At 59.9% G+C, this 13,612-nt stretch carries 14 protein-coding genes; 8 read left to right on the forward strand and 6 right to left on the reverse strand.

Translation table 11 applies throughout. From position 1 onward, the window contains the following. Positions 1 to 4 precede the first annotated feature (4 nt). Positions 5 to 973: a L,D-transpeptidase family protein gene (locus BMX68_RS02225; protein ID WP_017134261.1), complete on the forward strand. Its 969-nt coding sequence runs from the start codon at positions 5 to 7 to the stop codon at positions 971 to 973. 120 nt (positions 974 to 1,093) lie between these two features. Here BMX68_RS02225 and oprI read toward each other — a convergent pair whose 3' ends face one another. Further along, positions 1,094 to 1,345, reverse strand: a complete 252-nt coding sequence (oprI, locus tag BMX68_RS02230) for an outer membrane lipoprotei OprI (protein ID WP_003172710.1) — start codon at positions 1,343 to 1,345, stop codon at positions 1,094 to 1,096. A 638-nt stretch (positions 1,346 to 1,983) separates the two neighbouring features. Between oprI and BMX68_RS02235 the strand changes: the two genes are divergently transcribed. Next, positions 1,984 to 2,265, forward strand: coding sequence for a GNAT family N-acetyltransferase (locus BMX68_RS02235; RefSeq protein WP_017134260.1), 282 nt, complete (start codon positions 1,984 to 1,986; stop codon positions 2,263 to 2,265). Between the two features lie 69 nt (positions 2,266 to 2,334). Here the strand turns inward: BMX68_RS02235 and BMX68_RS02240 are convergent, their stop codons facing one another. Beyond that, positions 2,335 to 3,411: a 3-deoxy-7-phosphoheptulonate synthase gene (locus BMX68_RS02240; RefSeq protein ID WP_017134259.1), complete on the reverse strand. Its 1,077-nt coding sequence runs from the start codon at positions 3,409 to 3,411 to the stop codon at positions 2,335 to 2,337. Positions 3,412 to 3,748: 337 nt separating this feature from the next. Between BMX68_RS02240 and BMX68_RS02245 the strand changes: the two genes are divergently transcribed. From BMX68_RS02245 to cysB, 6 genes are all read left to right on the forward strand, one after another. Beyond that, entirely contained in the window at positions 3,749 to 4,084 is a 336-nt protein-coding gene (locus BMX68_RS02245; protein WP_060783863.1) for a thioredoxin family protein, read from the forward strand. Then, positions 4,081 to 5,055, forward strand: coding sequence for a putative 2-dehydropantoate 2-reductase (locus BMX68_RS02250; protein WP_017134257.1), 975 nt, complete (start codon positions 4,081 to 4,083; stop codon positions 5,053 to 5,055). Before BMX68_RS02245 ends, BMX68_RS02250 begins: the two co-directional genes overlap by 4 nt. Further along, on the forward strand, positions 5,052 to 6,029 hold the full coding sequence (locus BMX68_RS02255; protein ID WP_017134256.1) for a putative 2-dehydropantoate 2-reductase: 978 nt from the start codon (positions 5,052 to 5,054) through the stop codon (positions 6,027 to 6,029). Before BMX68_RS02250 ends, BMX68_RS02255 begins: the two co-directional genes overlap by 4 nt. Position 6,030: 1 nt before the next feature. Continuing rightward, entirely contained in the window at positions 6,031 to 6,942 is a 912-nt protein-coding gene (locus BMX68_RS02260; RefSeq protein WP_017134255.1) for a 5'-nucleotidase, read from the forward strand. An 81-nt stretch (positions 6,943 to 7,023) separates the two neighbouring features. Next, on the forward strand, positions 7,024 to 7,524 hold the full coding sequence (locus tag BMX68_RS02265) for a universal stress protein (protein ID WP_017134254.1): 501 nt from the start codon (positions 7,024 to 7,026) through the stop codon (positions 7,522 to 7,524). Between the two features lie 112 nt (positions 7,525 to 7,636). Beyond that, positions 7,637 to 8,611: an HTH-type transcriptional regulator CysB gene (gene cysB / locus BMX68_RS02270; protein WP_017134253.1), complete on the forward strand. Its 975-nt coding sequence runs from the start codon at positions 7,637 to 7,639 to the stop codon at positions 8,609 to 8,611. Between the two features lie 147 nt (positions 8,612 to 8,758). Here the strand turns inward: cysB and BMX68_RS02275 are convergent, their stop codons facing one another. From BMX68_RS02275 to rloB, 4 genes are all read right to left on the reverse strand, one after another. Continuing rightward, positions 8,759 to 9,493, reverse strand: coding sequence for a phosphoadenylyl-sulfate reductase (locus BMX68_RS02275; protein ID WP_017134252.1), 735 nt, complete (start codon positions 9,491 to 9,493; stop codon positions 8,759 to 8,761). A gap of 154 nt (positions 9,494 to 9,647) precedes the next feature. Next, positions 9,648 to 10,991 carry an aminodeoxychorismate synthase component I gene (pabB, locus tag BMX68_RS02280; protein WP_017134251.1) on the reverse strand — a complete coding sequence of 448 codons (1,344 nt, stop codon included), beginning with the start codon at positions 10,989 to 10,991 and terminating at the stop codon, positions 9,648 to 9,650. 97 nt (positions 10,992 to 11,088) lie between these two features. Then, positions 11,089 to 12,075 carry an alpha-L-glutamate ligase-like protein gene (locus BMX68_RS02285; protein ID WP_017134250.1) on the reverse strand — a complete coding sequence of 329 codons (987 nt, stop codon included), beginning with the start codon at positions 12,073 to 12,075 and terminating at the stop codon, positions 11,089 to 11,091. Then, complete coding sequence (gene rloB / locus BMX68_RS02290) at positions 12,075 to 13,607, reverse strand: osmotic stress tolerance membrane protein RloB (protein WP_017134249.1); 1,533 nt, start codon at positions 13,605 to 13,607, stop codon at positions 12,075 to 12,077. Before rloB ends, BMX68_RS02285 begins: the two co-directional genes overlap by 1 nt. Positions 13,608 to 13,612 lie beyond the last annotated feature (5 nt).

A 13,612-nucleotide genomic window follows, 5' to 3' on the forward strand; every position in this document is an offset into this window, starting at 1 on the left:
CCGGATGTTGTCGCGCTTTCCTGCCGTCACCCGTTATCTGTCCGTTGCCGCGCTGTGTGCGGCGGGCCCTGTTAGCGCGCTGGAATTGCCGCTGCCACCGCCGGGCGAGGATATCGTCGGCCAGGTCCAGGTGATCCAGGCCAAGTATGAAGATACCTTCGCCGACCTGGGCACCACCTACGACCTGGGCTATTCGGAGATGGTCGCAGCTAACCCGGGTGTCGATGCCTGGTTGCCGGGGGCGGGCACCGATATCGTCCTGCCGACCCGCTTCATCCTACCGCCGGGGCCACGCGAAGGCATTGTGATCAACCTGGCCGAATATCGCCTGTACTACTTCCCGAAAGGCCGGGACGTGGTCTATACCTTCCCGCTGGGGATCGGTCGCGAGGGTTGGGGCTCACCGATCGCCCATACCAGCATTATTGCCAAGACGCCAAACCCGACCTGGACGCCGCCGGCCTCGATCAAGGCCGAACATGCCGCCAACGGCGATCCGTTACCCAATGTGGTGCCAGCCGGCCCTGACAACCCTTTAGGGCCGTTCAAGTTCACCCTCGGCACGCCTGGCTATCTGATTCACGGTTCGAACATGAAGTTCGGTATCGGTACCCGAACCAGCCACGGCTGCTTCCGCATGTTCAATAACAATGTGCTGGAGATGGCCGGTATGGTGCCGGTCGGCACCTCGGTGCGGATCATCAATGAGGCCTACAAGTTTGGGATTAGCGGTGGCAAGGTCTACTTGGAGGCGCATACGCCGGTGGATGATAACGGTAACCCGTCGGTGGTCGACAAGCACACGGCGGTGATCAATGCCCTGCTCAAGCGTGAAGACCTGGCGAAAAACCTGCGGGTGAACTGGGACGAGGTGCGTGACGTGGTCGCGGCCGAAGATGGCCTGCCGACCGAAATCGCTGTGCCGGGTGCGCCGTCGCTGGTGTCGAACGCACCGATCGACCTGCTCCAGTAACGGTTGCAATCGACCCGCCAGGCCTGGGCACCCAGGCGGGTTTATGTGCCGTGGCACACCCACGGACATAAAAAAGCCGATCCAAGCATGGATCGGCTGGGTAACGGCCCCGAAGGACTATTACTTACGGCTTGCTTTTTCAAGCATGCGCAGAGCGCGCTCGTTAGCTTCGTCAGCAGTCTGTTGTGCTTTTTGAGCAGCAGCCAGAGCTTCATCAGCTTTACGGTAAGCTTCGTCAGCACGAGCCTGGGAGCGAGCAGCGGCGTCTTCGGTAGCAGTCAGACGAGCTTCGGTTTCTTTGGATACGCTGCTGCAACCGGTAGCCAGAACAGCGGCCAGGGCCAGAGCCGAGAATTTCAGAACGTTGTTCATCGTGTTCCCCTTCAAGGACTTTCTATTAATGACCATAACCCCAGAGTGAGGAAATAGCCGACGCACATACTACCCATTACTTGTAGTAAGTAAACTGACGTAGCGCAAGAAGCAAAAAAAATTTTGGCCGAGAGTATTTTTCGGCTAACTTTTTATGGTTCTGTCAAAAAATATGTCGCGATAGACCCTGTTTCGAGCGCATGAGGTGATCTTCAAGTGCGCTAGTGTGCCATCACCGACGAGTGTCCAGTGTGTACTAAGAGTCGTTCTAACTGTAGCGGATGACTCTTGTTCTCTACCGTCCGTGCTGCGGGGACGCTCTTTGTGTTAAATGAAAAGTGACTTTAATCAAGGGGGCTCGTCGTAATCGCGCAACACTCCGGCGATCTTCAATTTGTGTTCAGTTTTTTCGCCGAAAGGGTAGTGGTCGCGCTATCATCGAAATGCTGATAGGTCATGTGACGAGCGTGTCTTGAGCATTTGAACCAAGAGTGCCTACTATTTGGTACGTGTTCGGTTTTCCAGGGAGCGTTCGGCTTTTCTCGTTGTCCAAGCCGGCACGAGGTGGCGTAGTGGTTTCTTCGCCGGAAAAAGATCGGTAAGGTAGGGTCCCATACCAAGACCCGCGAGGAGTAGTGATGAGCGAGGCGTTGTCCATCCACCATGACCAGGCTGGTCATCAGTTCGAGACCAATGTGGACGGTTACCGTGCCTACCTGACCTATATGGATCTGGGTAAGCAGACCCTGGATATCTACCGCACGTTTGTGCCCAACGCCTTGCGTGGCCGTGGCATTGCGGCGGCCCTGACCGAGCAGGCGCTCGAGTACGCCGATCGCATGGGGTATACGGTGATTCCGTCCTGCTCCTATGTAGAGCGCTACATGGAACGTCATCAGCGGCACGCGGCGAAGATCTGAGTCAACCGAACATCTGCAAAAACGCCGGGCATTGCCCGGCGTTTTTGTGTGCGGGGGATTAATCCGCCGTCAGGTACGTGCGCGCTTGGGCAGCACATCCTTGAGCTTGGCATGCATGCTACGCAAGATTTTCTCGGTGCTTTGCCAGTCGATGCAGGCATCGGTGATCGACACGCCGTATTGCAAGTCGGCGAGGTCTTTGGGAATGGCCTGGCAGCCCCAGTTCAGGTGACTTTCGACCATCAGGCCGATAATCGACTGATTGCCTTCGAGAATCTGATTGGCGACGTTCTCCATCACCAGCGGTTGCAGGGCCGGATCCTTGTTGGAGTTGGCGTGGCTGCAGTCGACCATGATATTGGCCTTGATCTTGGCCTTGGCTAGCGCCTGCTCGCAGACCGCGACACTCACCGAGTCATAGTTGGGCTTGCCGTTGCCGCCACGCAGTACCACGTGACCGTAGGCATTGCCCTTGGTGGTGACGATCGACACGCCACCTTCCTGGTTGATACCGAGGAAACGGTGTGGGTTGGAAACCGATTGCAAGGCGTTGATCGCTACGGTCAGGCCGCCGTCGGTGCCGTTCTTGAATCCGACCGCCGAGGACAGGCCGGAGGCCATTTCGCGGTGGGTCTGGGATTCGGTGGTGCGCGCGCCGATGGCTGACCAGCTAATCAGGTCCTGCAGATACTGCGGCGAGATCGGGTCAAGGGCTTCGGTGGCGGTGGGCAAACCCATTTCGGCCAGGTCCAGAAGCAATTGCCGACCGATATGCAGGCCGTCCTGGATCTTGAACGAGTCATCCAGGTAAGGGTCGTTGATCAGGCCTTTCCAGCCGACCGTGGTCCGCGGCTTCTCGAAATAGACACGCATCACCAGGTACAGGCTGTCAGAGACTTCGCCAGCCAGTACCTTGAGGCGCTCGGCGTACTCGTGGGCGGCTTTGATGTCGTGGATCGAGCAGGGCCCGATAACGACGAACAGGCGATGGTCCGTGCCATCGAGAATATTGCGAATCACCTCGCGACCCTTGGTCACGGTGCGCAGGGCAGCGTCGCTCAAGGGAATATCACGCTTGAGCTGATCAGGCGTGATCAGCGTCTCGTTGGAGGCGACGTTAAGGTCGTTGATCGGTAAATCAGCCATCGTGTTACTCGTCAGGTCACAGGTGCCGGCCGCCAGCCCCGCGCGGCGGTACACAGCGATTGAGCGTGTCGGGGAGCGGAACCTTAGCGCGTTAGACCGTGGGCGGGCAATGGGCACGGCCTGTTTCATCCGCTAAGGTCCTTATAAATGGCTAGCCGAGGCTTGCGTTTCACGCACCGGGCTGGGTAGCTGGAGTAACATGCAGCTTCGCCTACGGGAAATGCCGGCAGGCTCAAGCACAGTGAGTTTTACCGGGACGTCTACGGGATCAGGTAGAAAACGCAGCATGCCAAACCACTTCGGCTGTCGATCAGCGCAAAAACCTTGCGCCCGTATAATGAAGAGTCTGGAATTGTCGGATTTTGACGCAGATCGGAGTTTATTGGCTCTGCCAGGTGTTTCCCTGATTATCTTCACCAGCGCCGGCTGCGCTAGCTGCCGTTTCGCCCGAGAGGTGCTGCCGGGCCTGGAATTGGCGGTCGAGCGTCTATGCTGGATCGATGCTGGTGACAACGGCGGGCTGGTCCAGCGCTATGAAGTATTTCACTTGCCGGCGTTGTTCGTGGTCAAGGACGGTGAGTTCTATGGAGCCGTGCGTTCGCGGTTGGTCTTGAACGAGCTTGCCGAGGGGCTGCAACAGGCATTGGCGGGCATTGCTGAGGAGTTGCCATGATCGAGCGTGTGGCTGCCCCGCGTATCGGTATTATCGGTACGGGGGCCATTGGTACTTTTTACGGGGTGATGCTGGCACGTGCCGGTTTCGATGTGCATTTTCTATTGCGCAGCGAATTTCAACAGGTGGCCGCCCATGGCTTGTTGGTGGACAGTCTGATCCATGGTCGGCTGATCCTTAATCCGGTCCAGGCTTATATCGCCGCGCAGGACATGCCGCCGTGCGACTGGCTGCTGGTCTGTACCAAGGCGCTGGATGATCCGCGGTTGCTTGCATCGATTGTCGGTATCGCGGCTCCCGGAGCGAGCATCCTTCTGATGCAGAACGGCCTGGAGGTCGAAGAGCAACTGCGCCTGGCGCTGCCCGATGAATTGCACCTGCTGGGTGGTCTGTGCCTCAACTGCGCACACCGCGAGTCGCCCGGCGTGGTGGTGCATCAGGCCATGGGCGGGGTGAACATTGCCTATCACAGTGGTCCGGCGACGGACGAGCGGGCACGCCGAACCGTAGCGGCGGCGGCGACAGGGTTGTTTCACCAGGCCGGTTTGGAGTCCGCGGTGATCGATGATCTGCGGCAGGCGCGCTGGCAGAAGCTGGTGCTGAACATTTCCACCAACGGTTTGTCGGTGCTGCTCGACTGCGGTACCGAACGGATGATGGCCGATCCCGACAGTCGGGCGCTGGTGTTCGGCCTGATGGAGGAAGTGGCTCATGCCGCCGCTACTTGCGGCAGCCCATTGCCATCAGGTTTTATCGAGCAATTGATGCAAATGGCGACTGCGGTGCCGGATTATTACCCGAGCATGTATCACGATTATCGCTGCCGTCGGCCCATGGAGCTGGAGGCGATCTATGCGCGCCCGCTGGCTGCCGCGCGGCGGGCCGGGTGTGACATGCCGAGGACGCAGACACTGCTCCAGGCACTGAGTTTTCTCGAATCACGACAGCTTTCCTCCAAGGAGTCACCATGACAGTTTCAGTGACCGGGCCGCGTATCGGCGTGATCGGAACCGGCGCCATCGGCGGGTTCTACGGCGTGATGTTGGCGCGTGGCGGTTTCGATGTGCATTTCCTGCTACGCAGCGAGTTCTCGGCAGTGGCTGACGGCGGCCTGCATATCGACAGCGCGGTCCACGGCTCGCTGTACCTGGATCCCGTCCAGGCCTATGCCTCGGCCGACGATATGCCGCCGTGCGATTGGTTGCTGGTGGGCGCCAAGACCACCAGCAATGCCAGCCTTGCCCCGCTGATCGCCCAGGTGGCCGCGCCGGGGGCCAAGGTGTTGTTGCTACAGAACGGCTTGGATGTCGAGGAGCACTTGCGGCCATTGTTGCCCAATGCGCTGCACCTGCTCGGTGGACTGTGCTTCATCTATGCGCATCGCGCAGCTCCCGCAGCTGTCGTGCACCAGGTGCTCGGGACGGTGAAAATCGGTTATCACAGCGGTCCGTCAGGTGATGATGAAAGTGCCCGCCAGGCGGTGGTCGAGGAAGGATGCCAGTTGTTCCACCGGGCCGGCATCGAGTCCCAGGCCATGCGTAACCTGCAAGAGGCGCGCTGGCAGAAGCTGGTGTGGAACGTGCCCTACAACGGCTTGTCGGTGTTGCTGCGGGCCAGTACCACGCCCTTGATGAACGATGCCAGCAGCCGCGAGCTGATTCAGGCATTGATGGCCGAAGTGGTGCTAGGCGCGCAGGCATGCGGTCATGCAGTGCCGGCTGGGTACGCCGAGCAGCTGTTCAAGGCCACGGAAAAGATGCCGGATTACTGGCCGAGCATGTACTACGATTTCGTCCACAAGCGCCCAATGGAGCTGGATGCGGTGTATGCCCGACCACTGGCTGCCGCTCGTGCGGTTGGGTGTGAGCTGCCGAATATCCGTGCGCTGTACCAGGCCCTGGCTTTCATCGAGGCGCGCAACGGCCGAAACAGCCAGGAGAGCTGATATGGCAAAGGGCTTGAGCGACAAGCTGGTGTTGGCGATTTCATCGCGGGCGCTGTTCGACCTGAGTGAAAGCCATAAGGTCTATCTGACGCTGGGGGTCGAAGCCTATCGCAAGTACCAGATCGAGCATGAGGAAGAAATCCTCGAACCGGGCGATGCCTTTCCCCTGGTGAAGAAACTGTTGAGCCTGAATGCCAGCCTCGGTCGCGCCCGGGTCGAGGTGGTATTGGTCTCGCGTAACAGTGCGGACACTGGCTTGCGGGTCTTCAATTCGATCCAGCATTACGGCTTGGATATTTCCCGTGCGGCGTTTGTCGGAGGCCGCAGTCCTTATCCGTACCTTGCGGCCTTTGGCTGCCACCTGTTTCTGTCGACCCACGCCGAGGACGTGCGCAGTGCCCTGGATGCCGGCTTCGCCGCCGCGACGATTCTTTCCGGGGGCGCCCGGCGGGCCGCCAGCGCCGAACTGCGCATTGCCTTCGACGGCGACGCGGTGCTGTTTTCCGATGAATCGGAGCGCGTCTACCAGTTGGGCGGGCTGGAGGCGTTTCAGGCCAGCGAGCGTGAGTCGGCGCGCGAGCCGTTGCGCGGCGGCCCGTTCAAGGGCTTCCTGGCGGCGCTCAACCTGTTGCAGAGCGAGTTTGCGGATCAGGCCTGTCCGATTCGTACCGCTCTGGTCACGGCCCGTTCCGCTCCGGCCCATGAGCGGGTGATCCGGACCTTGCGCGAGTGGGATATTCGCCTGGACGAATCACTGTTCCTCGGAGGCCTGGAAAAATCCGCGTTCCTCGAAGCCTTCGCCGCCGACGTGTTTTTCGACGACCAGGCCGGGCATTGCGAGAAAGCCCGCGAAGTGGTCGCGACGGGGCATGTGCCCCATGGCATCAGCAATGAGCAACGGCCTCTGGATTAGCTCGACCAGCCGGGCGTCGAACTTCCCGGCACACTGCTAAGCTCAATCCATCTCCGCCATTCTGGCAATCGAGGAGGCCCCATGATTCGTTCGATGCTGTATGCCACAGACCTCGGCCTGTATGCGCCTTATGTCATGCAGCATGCGTTGGGGTTGGCTCGCACGTTCACGGCTGAGTTATATGTCGTCCATGCGGTTGAGCCTTTGGGGTTGTTCGCGGAGTCGGTGCTGCAGAGTTATCTGGATGAGCAGGCATTGAACGAATTGCACAGCCAGGGTCTTAACACCGTGATGGCCAATATCGAGCGACGGGTATTGGACAGCATCCGTGAGGAGTTGGGAGAAGGGCGGCAGGACCTGGCAATGATCCAGTCGGTTCAAGTGATCCTGGGGGATCCTTCACAAGTCATCCTTGACCAGGCGCAAAAGCTGGCGGTCGATCTGTTGATTGTCGGAAGTCACAGTCATGGCACCGGAACGGAGGCACACTTGGGGCGTACCGCTGCGCGAGTCTTGCAGTTGTCCCAGGTGCCGGTCTATCTCGTGCCGTTGTTGCAGCGTCGTCGGCACAGCGAGAGCTGAGCCAGAAATTCGACGAATTGATGAAAAAGTTCTAGATTTATTATTCAAACCATTCATATAGTTATATATCGCCACTGCTGCCTGTGGCGTCTACCTGCTTTGAGGGATACATATGAAGCTTCAACAACTGCGCTACATCTGGGAAGTGGCGCACCACGACCTCAACGTTTCCGCGACGGCCCAAAGCCTCTACACCTCACAGCCGGGTATCAGCAAACAGATCCGCTTGCTCGAAGACGAATTGGGCGTCGAGGTTTTCGCCCGCAGCGGCAAGCACCTGACCCGCGTCACGCCTGCCGGTGAGCGTATCATCACCACCGCCGGAGAGATCCTGCGCAAGGTCGAGAGCATCAAGCAGATCGCCCAGGAGTTCTCCAATGAGAAGAAGGGCACCCTGTCGATCGCTACCACCCACACCCAGGCGCGTTATGCCTTGCCGTTGGTGATCAGTAATTTCATCAAGCAGTACCCGGATGTGGCGTTGCACATGCACCAGGGGTCACCGATGCAGATCGCCGAAATGGCTGCGGACGGCACCGTGGATTTTGCGATTGCCACCGAGGCGCTGGAACTGTTCGGCGACCTGGTGATGATGCCGTGCTACCGCTGGAACCGCTGCGTAGTGGTGCCCCAAGGGCATCCGCTGACCAAGCTGCCCAAGCTGACCCTGGAAACCCTGGCCGAATACCCGATCGTTACCTACGTGTTCGGTTTCACCGGGCGCTCCAAGTTGGACGAGGCTTTCAGCCATCGCGGCCTGACTCCGAAAGTAGTGTTCACCGCCGCCGACGCCGATGTGATCAAGACTTATGTGCGCTTGGGCCTGGGCGTCGGGATCGTGGCGAAGATGGCAGTCGACACGGTGCTCGACAAGGACCTGGTAGTACTCGATGCCAGTGAGCTGTTCGAGTCCAGCGTGACCAAGATCGGTTTTCGGCGTGGGACGTTCTTGCGTGGTTTCATGTGCGACTTCATCGAGAAGTTCGCGCCGCACCTGACCCGTGAAGTCATGGCCAAGGCCATCCAATGCCACAACAAGCAGGAGCTCGAAGAGCTGTTCGCCGGCGTTGAGTTGCCAGTGCATTGATCGCTCGGCTGGCAGCGAGCAGAATTAGCCGCAAAGGCCGCTGGGGCGCGTACCTGTAGGAGCAAAGCTTGCCCGCGAAGCTTTTAGCGGTCTCTTAAGAACCTCTTCTGCGGCCAGCCAGCTTCCTACAAGGACCGTGTTCGGCCTTCAGCTCTTGGCGATCAGGTTGCCGGCGTGCAGGCCGCATTCCTTCTGGGTGGCTTCCTCCCACCACCAACGGCCTTCGCGCTCGTGTTGGTTGGGCAATACCGGGCGGGTGCAGGGTTCGCAGCCGATGCTAATGAAGCCGCGTTCGTGCAGGCTGTTGTAGGGCAGTTCGAGCATGCGGATGTAGCCCCAGATTTCCTCGCTGCTCATCTGCGCCAGTGGATTGAACTTGTACAAGGTACGTTCCGGGGTCGAGAAGGCGCTGTCGATTTCCAGCACCGCTACCTGGCTGCGGGTGCTTGGGCTCTGGTCGCGACGCTGGCCGGTGGCCCAGGCGGTCACGCTGGCCAGCTTACGCCGCAACGGTTCGGTCTTGCGGATGCCACAGCACTCGCCATGACCGTCCTTGTAGAAGCTGAACAGGCCTTTCTCCTTGACGAGGGGTTCGAGCTTGCTGTGGTCGGGGGACAACAGCTCGATATCGACCTTGTAGAACTCGCGGACCTGATCGATAAAACGATAAGTTTCCGGGTGCAGGCGACCGGTGTCGAGGCTGAAGACCTTGACGTTCTTGTTCAGCTTCCAGGCCATGTCCACCAGCACCACGTCCTCGGCACCACTGAACGATATCCACAGATCGTCGCCAAACTGGGCGAAGGCCAGCTTGAGGATGTCCTGGGCAGATTTGTTGGCATATGTCGCGGCAAGTTCAGCGACGTCGAACGGTTGGCTCATCAGGCGGTTCCTACAGTCAGTGGCGCTTTGCGCTCGTATAGACGGCAATAGTAACAAAATCCTGCCGACGCGGGCCGTCTGCGCCGCTCATAGCCGGCGATGGCGAGGAACGGCAACGCCGCATGGGCCAGCGCAGATATATTTCATACCGGGCCTAGAGGCGTTGCAAGGTATCGAGCAACACCCTCACCTTGGTGATCGACTCCTGGTATTCCTCCTGCCAGTCGGAGTCCGCGACAATCCCGCCGCCACCCCAGCAACACACCTGGCCGTCCTTGACCAGCAGGCTGCGGATGGCGATCGAACTGTCCATCTCGCCGCGTACATCCAGGTACAGCAGCGAGCCGCAGTACAGTCCGCGCCGCGTCGGTTCGAGTTCGTCGATGATCTGCATGGCGCGGATTTTCGGTGCGCCGGTGATCGAACCGCCGGGAAAGCTACCGACAATCAGGTCCAAGGCATCACGGCCCTCGGCCAGTTCGGCGGTCACGCTGCTGACCAGATGGTGCACATTCGGGTAGCTCTCCAGACTGAACAGCTCCGGCACTCGCACGCTGCCAATCCGACAACTACGGCCCAGGTCATTGCGCAGCAGGTCGACAATCATCAGGTTTTCCGCCCGGTCCTTGACACTGGTCAGCAGCTCGGCGGCATTCGCCGCGTCTTCGGTGGTGTCTTTGCCCCGTGGCCGGGTGCCCTTGATCGGTCGGGTTTCCACCTGGCCGGCGCTGACCCGGATAAAGCGCTCCGGTGACAGGCTCAGCACCGCACCCTGATCGGGCAGGCTCTGGAACCCGGAGAATGGCGTTGGACAGGCCGCACGCAAGGCTCGGTAGGCGATCCACGGATCACCCTGGCAGGCGGCGCGAAAACGCTGGGCAAAGTTCACCTGATAGCAATCGCCCGCCTGGATGTACCGTTGGATACGCTCGAAGGCCTGGTGATAAGCATTAGCGTCGAGGTCCGCCGTCATCGGTGTGGTCAGCCGGAATCCGTCGTGTAGGTCCGATGGGGCCTGGTTGAACAGGTCGATCAGGCGTTCGCGCTCGGTGGGGGCCATGCTAGGGTGGAGCACCAGTTGGCTGCTGCCTTGTTGGTGATCGCTGATCAACGCCCAGTTGTACAGGCCAAAGCGGGCATCGGGCAGTTGCAGGTCGTCTTGGGCCTGGCTGGGCAGCGCTTCGAGATGGCGACCGAAGTCGTAGCTGAGATAGCCGATCAACCCGCCGACGAACGGCAGCTCATAAGGTGCGGGCAGGGCAGCTTCGCCCAGCCGTCTCAGGTTATCCCGCAGGCGCCGTAGCAGCGCTTGCGCCGGCTCGTCCGGCAAGACCGTCAGTTGCTCAAGCGGCCAGGCACTGAGCAGGTCATACCGCCCACGCTCGGCGACCGGGCGACCGCTGTCGAGCAGCACGGCACCAGGGGCATGACGAATCGTCGCGAAGTAATGAGCGGGATCAGGAGCATAGGGCAGTGGGTGTACGGAGCAGGTCAGCATACGGGACGAATCGGTCTTGGGCGCGAGGACGGCAAGTGTAGCCCTCCTGGAGGGTAGGCGTTGATAGGCATGTCAATGGCGTTCGATGCCGCTGGACTCAGGCATCCTTGGGCGGTACATGGCCGAACATGTCCTGGACGAAGCGTACCCGCTCTTGCGGGGTTTCGTCGATCCCGGCAGCCATCAACCGTTGCAGATGGGCCTCCACGGCCTGGGTCCGGTCAGTCAGGCCGCAGTCGTTGGCAATCTGGATATTCAGCCCGGGCCGGGCGTTGAGTTCGAGGATCAGTGGACCTTTGTCCTGGTCCAGGACCATGTCCACGCCGATATAGCCCAGGCCACACAGTTCGTAGCAGCCAGCGGCCAGTTGCATGAAACTGTCCCAGTTCGGCAGTTGCACACCATCCACCGCATTGGTGGTGTCGGGGTGTTTGCGGATGATGTTGTTCAGCCAGGTACCGCGCAAGGTCAGGCCGGTTGCCAGGTCCACGCCGACGCCGATGGCACCCTGGTGCAGGTTGGCCTTGCCGTTGGACTGGCGGGTTGGCAGGCGTAGCATGGCCATCACCGGGTAGCCCAGCAGCACGATGATGCGGATGTCCGGCACGCCTTCGTAGCTGATGCTCTTGAAGATCTGGTCGGGGGTCACCCGGTATTCGATCAGTGCGCGATCACGGTGACCGCCCAGGGAGTAGAGCCCGGTGAGGATGCTGGAAACCTGGTGCTCGATTTCCTCATGGCTGATGATCCGCCCGGAAATCGTCCGATAGTGTCCTTCGAAGCGGTCGGCGATCACCAGGATGCCGTCGCCGCCGGCACCCTGGGCCGGCTTGATCACGAAGTCGTTGCGCCCGCCGATGATCTCGCCGAGCTTGTCGATGTCCTTTTCCGTGGAGATCACACCGTACATTTGCGGTACATGGATACCGGCCTTGATCGCCCGTTCCTTGGTGATGATCTTGTCATCGACGATCGGGTAGAGGCTGCGCTTGTTGTACTTGAGCACATAGTCGGCGTTACGCCGATTGATCCCCATGATGCCCTTGGCTTCCAAGGCCTTCCAGGTTTTCCACAGGCCGAACATCAAGCGTCTTCCTTGAGGAAGGCTTTGAAGCGCACCAGTTCGGTCAGGCGGTAACCGCGATAGCGTCCCATGGCCAGCATGAAGCCCACCAGGATCAGTAGGGTCGTCGGGAAGGTGAAGACGAAGTACACCAGCTCCGGCACGCTCATGATCAGGTGTGCCAGGGAGGCGGCGAACAGGGTACCGATCGCGACTTTCATCGCATGGCCGCCGCCACGTTCTTCCCAGGTAATGGACAGGCGCTCGATGGTCATGGTCAGGATCACCATCGGGAATAACGCCACCGACAGGCCGCGCTCCAGGCCGAGCTTGTGGCTGAACAGACTGATGACGGCGATCAGTACCACGACAAAGGTAAGCACCACCGACAGCCGCGGCAGCATCTGCAGTTTCAGGTGTTCCAGGTAGGAGCGCAGCGACAGGCCGAGCGCGGTGATGATGGTGAACAGAATGATACCGAAGCCCAGTTGGGTTTCTCGGAAGGCCAAGGCGATGAGCACGGGGGTGAAGGTGCCGAGCGTCTGCAGGCCGACCAGGTTGCGCAGAATCAGGATCACCAGCACGCCGATTGGGATCATCACCATGATCATGAAAGTCTGCTGGGTTTGTAGCGGCAGGCCGTAGAGCGAGTATTCGAGGAAGTTGGCGTCGGAGTTTTCGTCGGTCAGCTTGGCCAGGCGGATGGCGTTCATTTCGCTGTTGTTCAGGCTGAAATTGACGCTGGCCTTCTTGCCGCCTTCCACGCTGATCAGGTTCTCGTCGCCGGTCCACCACAACAGGCGGTCGCTGGGCAGGCCCTGCTCGCCGGTATCCGGGTTGAAGTACAGCCAGTCGTTGCCATTGAAGCTGCGCAACCAGAGTTCCGGGGCCTGCGGTTGGTCGGCTACCAGGCGGATGGTGTGGACTTTTTCCAGCGGTACGTGGGCGATGGACAGCAGCAGCTCGATGATCTGTGCCTTGCGCGGCGTCGACGGATCGCCCGCCAACAGCAGCTTGACGTTGTCGTCGTTGAGGTTGTTGACCCGTTTGATGGTTTCGCCGATGAAGGTCTCGACATCCGCCGAGTGCTGACGAATCGGCGCGAGCAGGGCTTCGGCGGCGATCTTTTCCGGGCCTTCGATGGCCATGCTGTCGCGGAAGGTCGGGCCTTTGACCTTGGGTTTTTCGCCGGTATAGCGTTTGGTCAATACCAGGCGGTAATACAGGGTCTGTTTACCGCTGACCCGCCGTGCCGACCAGGTGACCTTACGGTTGCCTTCGATGCGATTGACGCTGACACCGTAGTTGTTGGAAATGAAGCTCTCGTTGAGGCTGACGTAGTCGCGGCTCAGTGGCGGCACGAACATCTGGATCTTCACCGGGTCCTTGCTGGCGGCGAGGAACTCGACCTTGGCGTCGATGTTCCACAGGTCGTCCGTGGCATCCTCGGTAACCGGAATCCCCAGTACGAAAATCTGATAGGCCGTGACCGAAATACCCAACGCCACCAGAACGGCGATCAGAACTTTCAGATGGAGGGTAAGAGCACGCATGCGAA

Source organism: Pseudomonas agarici (genome assembly GCF_900109755.1).
GTDB lineage: Bacteria > Pseudomonadota > Gammaproteobacteria > Pseudomonadales > Pseudomonadaceae > Aquipseudomonas > Aquipseudomonas agarici.

What these genes read in the sequence shown, in the direction of transcription:
- BMX68_RS02260 (WP_017134255.1), top strand. Translation starts at nt 6,031, where the DNA reads ATGGCAAAGGGCTTGAGCGACAAGCTGGTGTTGGCGATTTCATCGCGG.
- BMX68_RS02235 (WP_017134260.1), top strand. Translation starts at nt 1,984, where the DNA reads ATGAGCGAGGCGTTGTCCATCCACCATGACCAGGCTGGTCATCAGTTC.
- BMX68_RS02265 (WP_017134254.1), top strand. Translation starts at nt 7,024, where the DNA reads ATGATTCGTTCGATGCTGTATGCCACAGACCTCGGCCTGTATGCGCCT.
- BMX68_RS02225 (WP_017134261.1), top strand. Translation starts at nt 5, where the DNA reads ATGTTGTCGCGCTTTCCTGCCGTCACCCGTTATCTGTCCGTTGCCGCG.
- BMX68_RS02240 (WP_017134259.1), bottom strand. Translation starts at nt 3,411, where the DNA reads ATGGCTGATTTACCGATCAACGACCTTAACGTCGCCTCCAACGAGACG.
- cysB (WP_017134253.1), top strand. Translation starts at nt 7,637, where the DNA reads ATGAAGCTTCAACAACTGCGCTACATCTGGGAAGTGGCGCACCACGAC.
- BMX68_RS02255 (WP_017134256.1), top strand. Translation starts at nt 5,052, where the DNA reads ATGACAGTTTCAGTGACCGGGCCGCGTATCGGCGTGATCGGAACCGGC.
- pabB (WP_017134251.1), bottom strand. Translation starts at nt 10,991, where the DNA reads ATGCTGACCTGCTCCGTACACCCACTGCCCTATGCTCCTGATCCCGCT.
- BMX68_RS02250 (WP_017134257.1), top strand. Translation starts at nt 4,081, where the DNA reads ATGATCGAGCGTGTGGCTGCCCCGCGTATCGGTATTATCGGTACGGGG.
- rloB (WP_017134249.1), bottom strand. Translation starts at nt 13,607, where the DNA reads ATGCGTGCTCTTACCCTCCATCTGAAAGTTCTGATCGCCGTTCTGGTG.
- BMX68_RS02285 (WP_017134250.1), bottom strand. Translation starts at nt 12,075, where the DNA reads ATGTTCGGCCTGTGGAAAACCTGGAAGGCCTTGGAAGCCAAGGGCATC.
- BMX68_RS02245 (WP_060783863.1), top strand. Translation starts at nt 3,749, where the DNA reads ATGAAGAGTCTGGAATTGTCGGATTTTGACGCAGATCGGAGTTTATTG.
- oprI (WP_003172710.1), bottom strand. Translation starts at nt 1,345, where the DNA reads ATGAACAACGTTCTGAAATTCTCGGCTCTGGCCCTGGCCGCTGTTCTG.
- BMX68_RS02275 (WP_017134252.1), bottom strand. Translation starts at nt 9,493, where the DNA reads ATGAGCCAACCGTTCGACGTCGCTGAACTTGCCGCGACATATGCCAAC.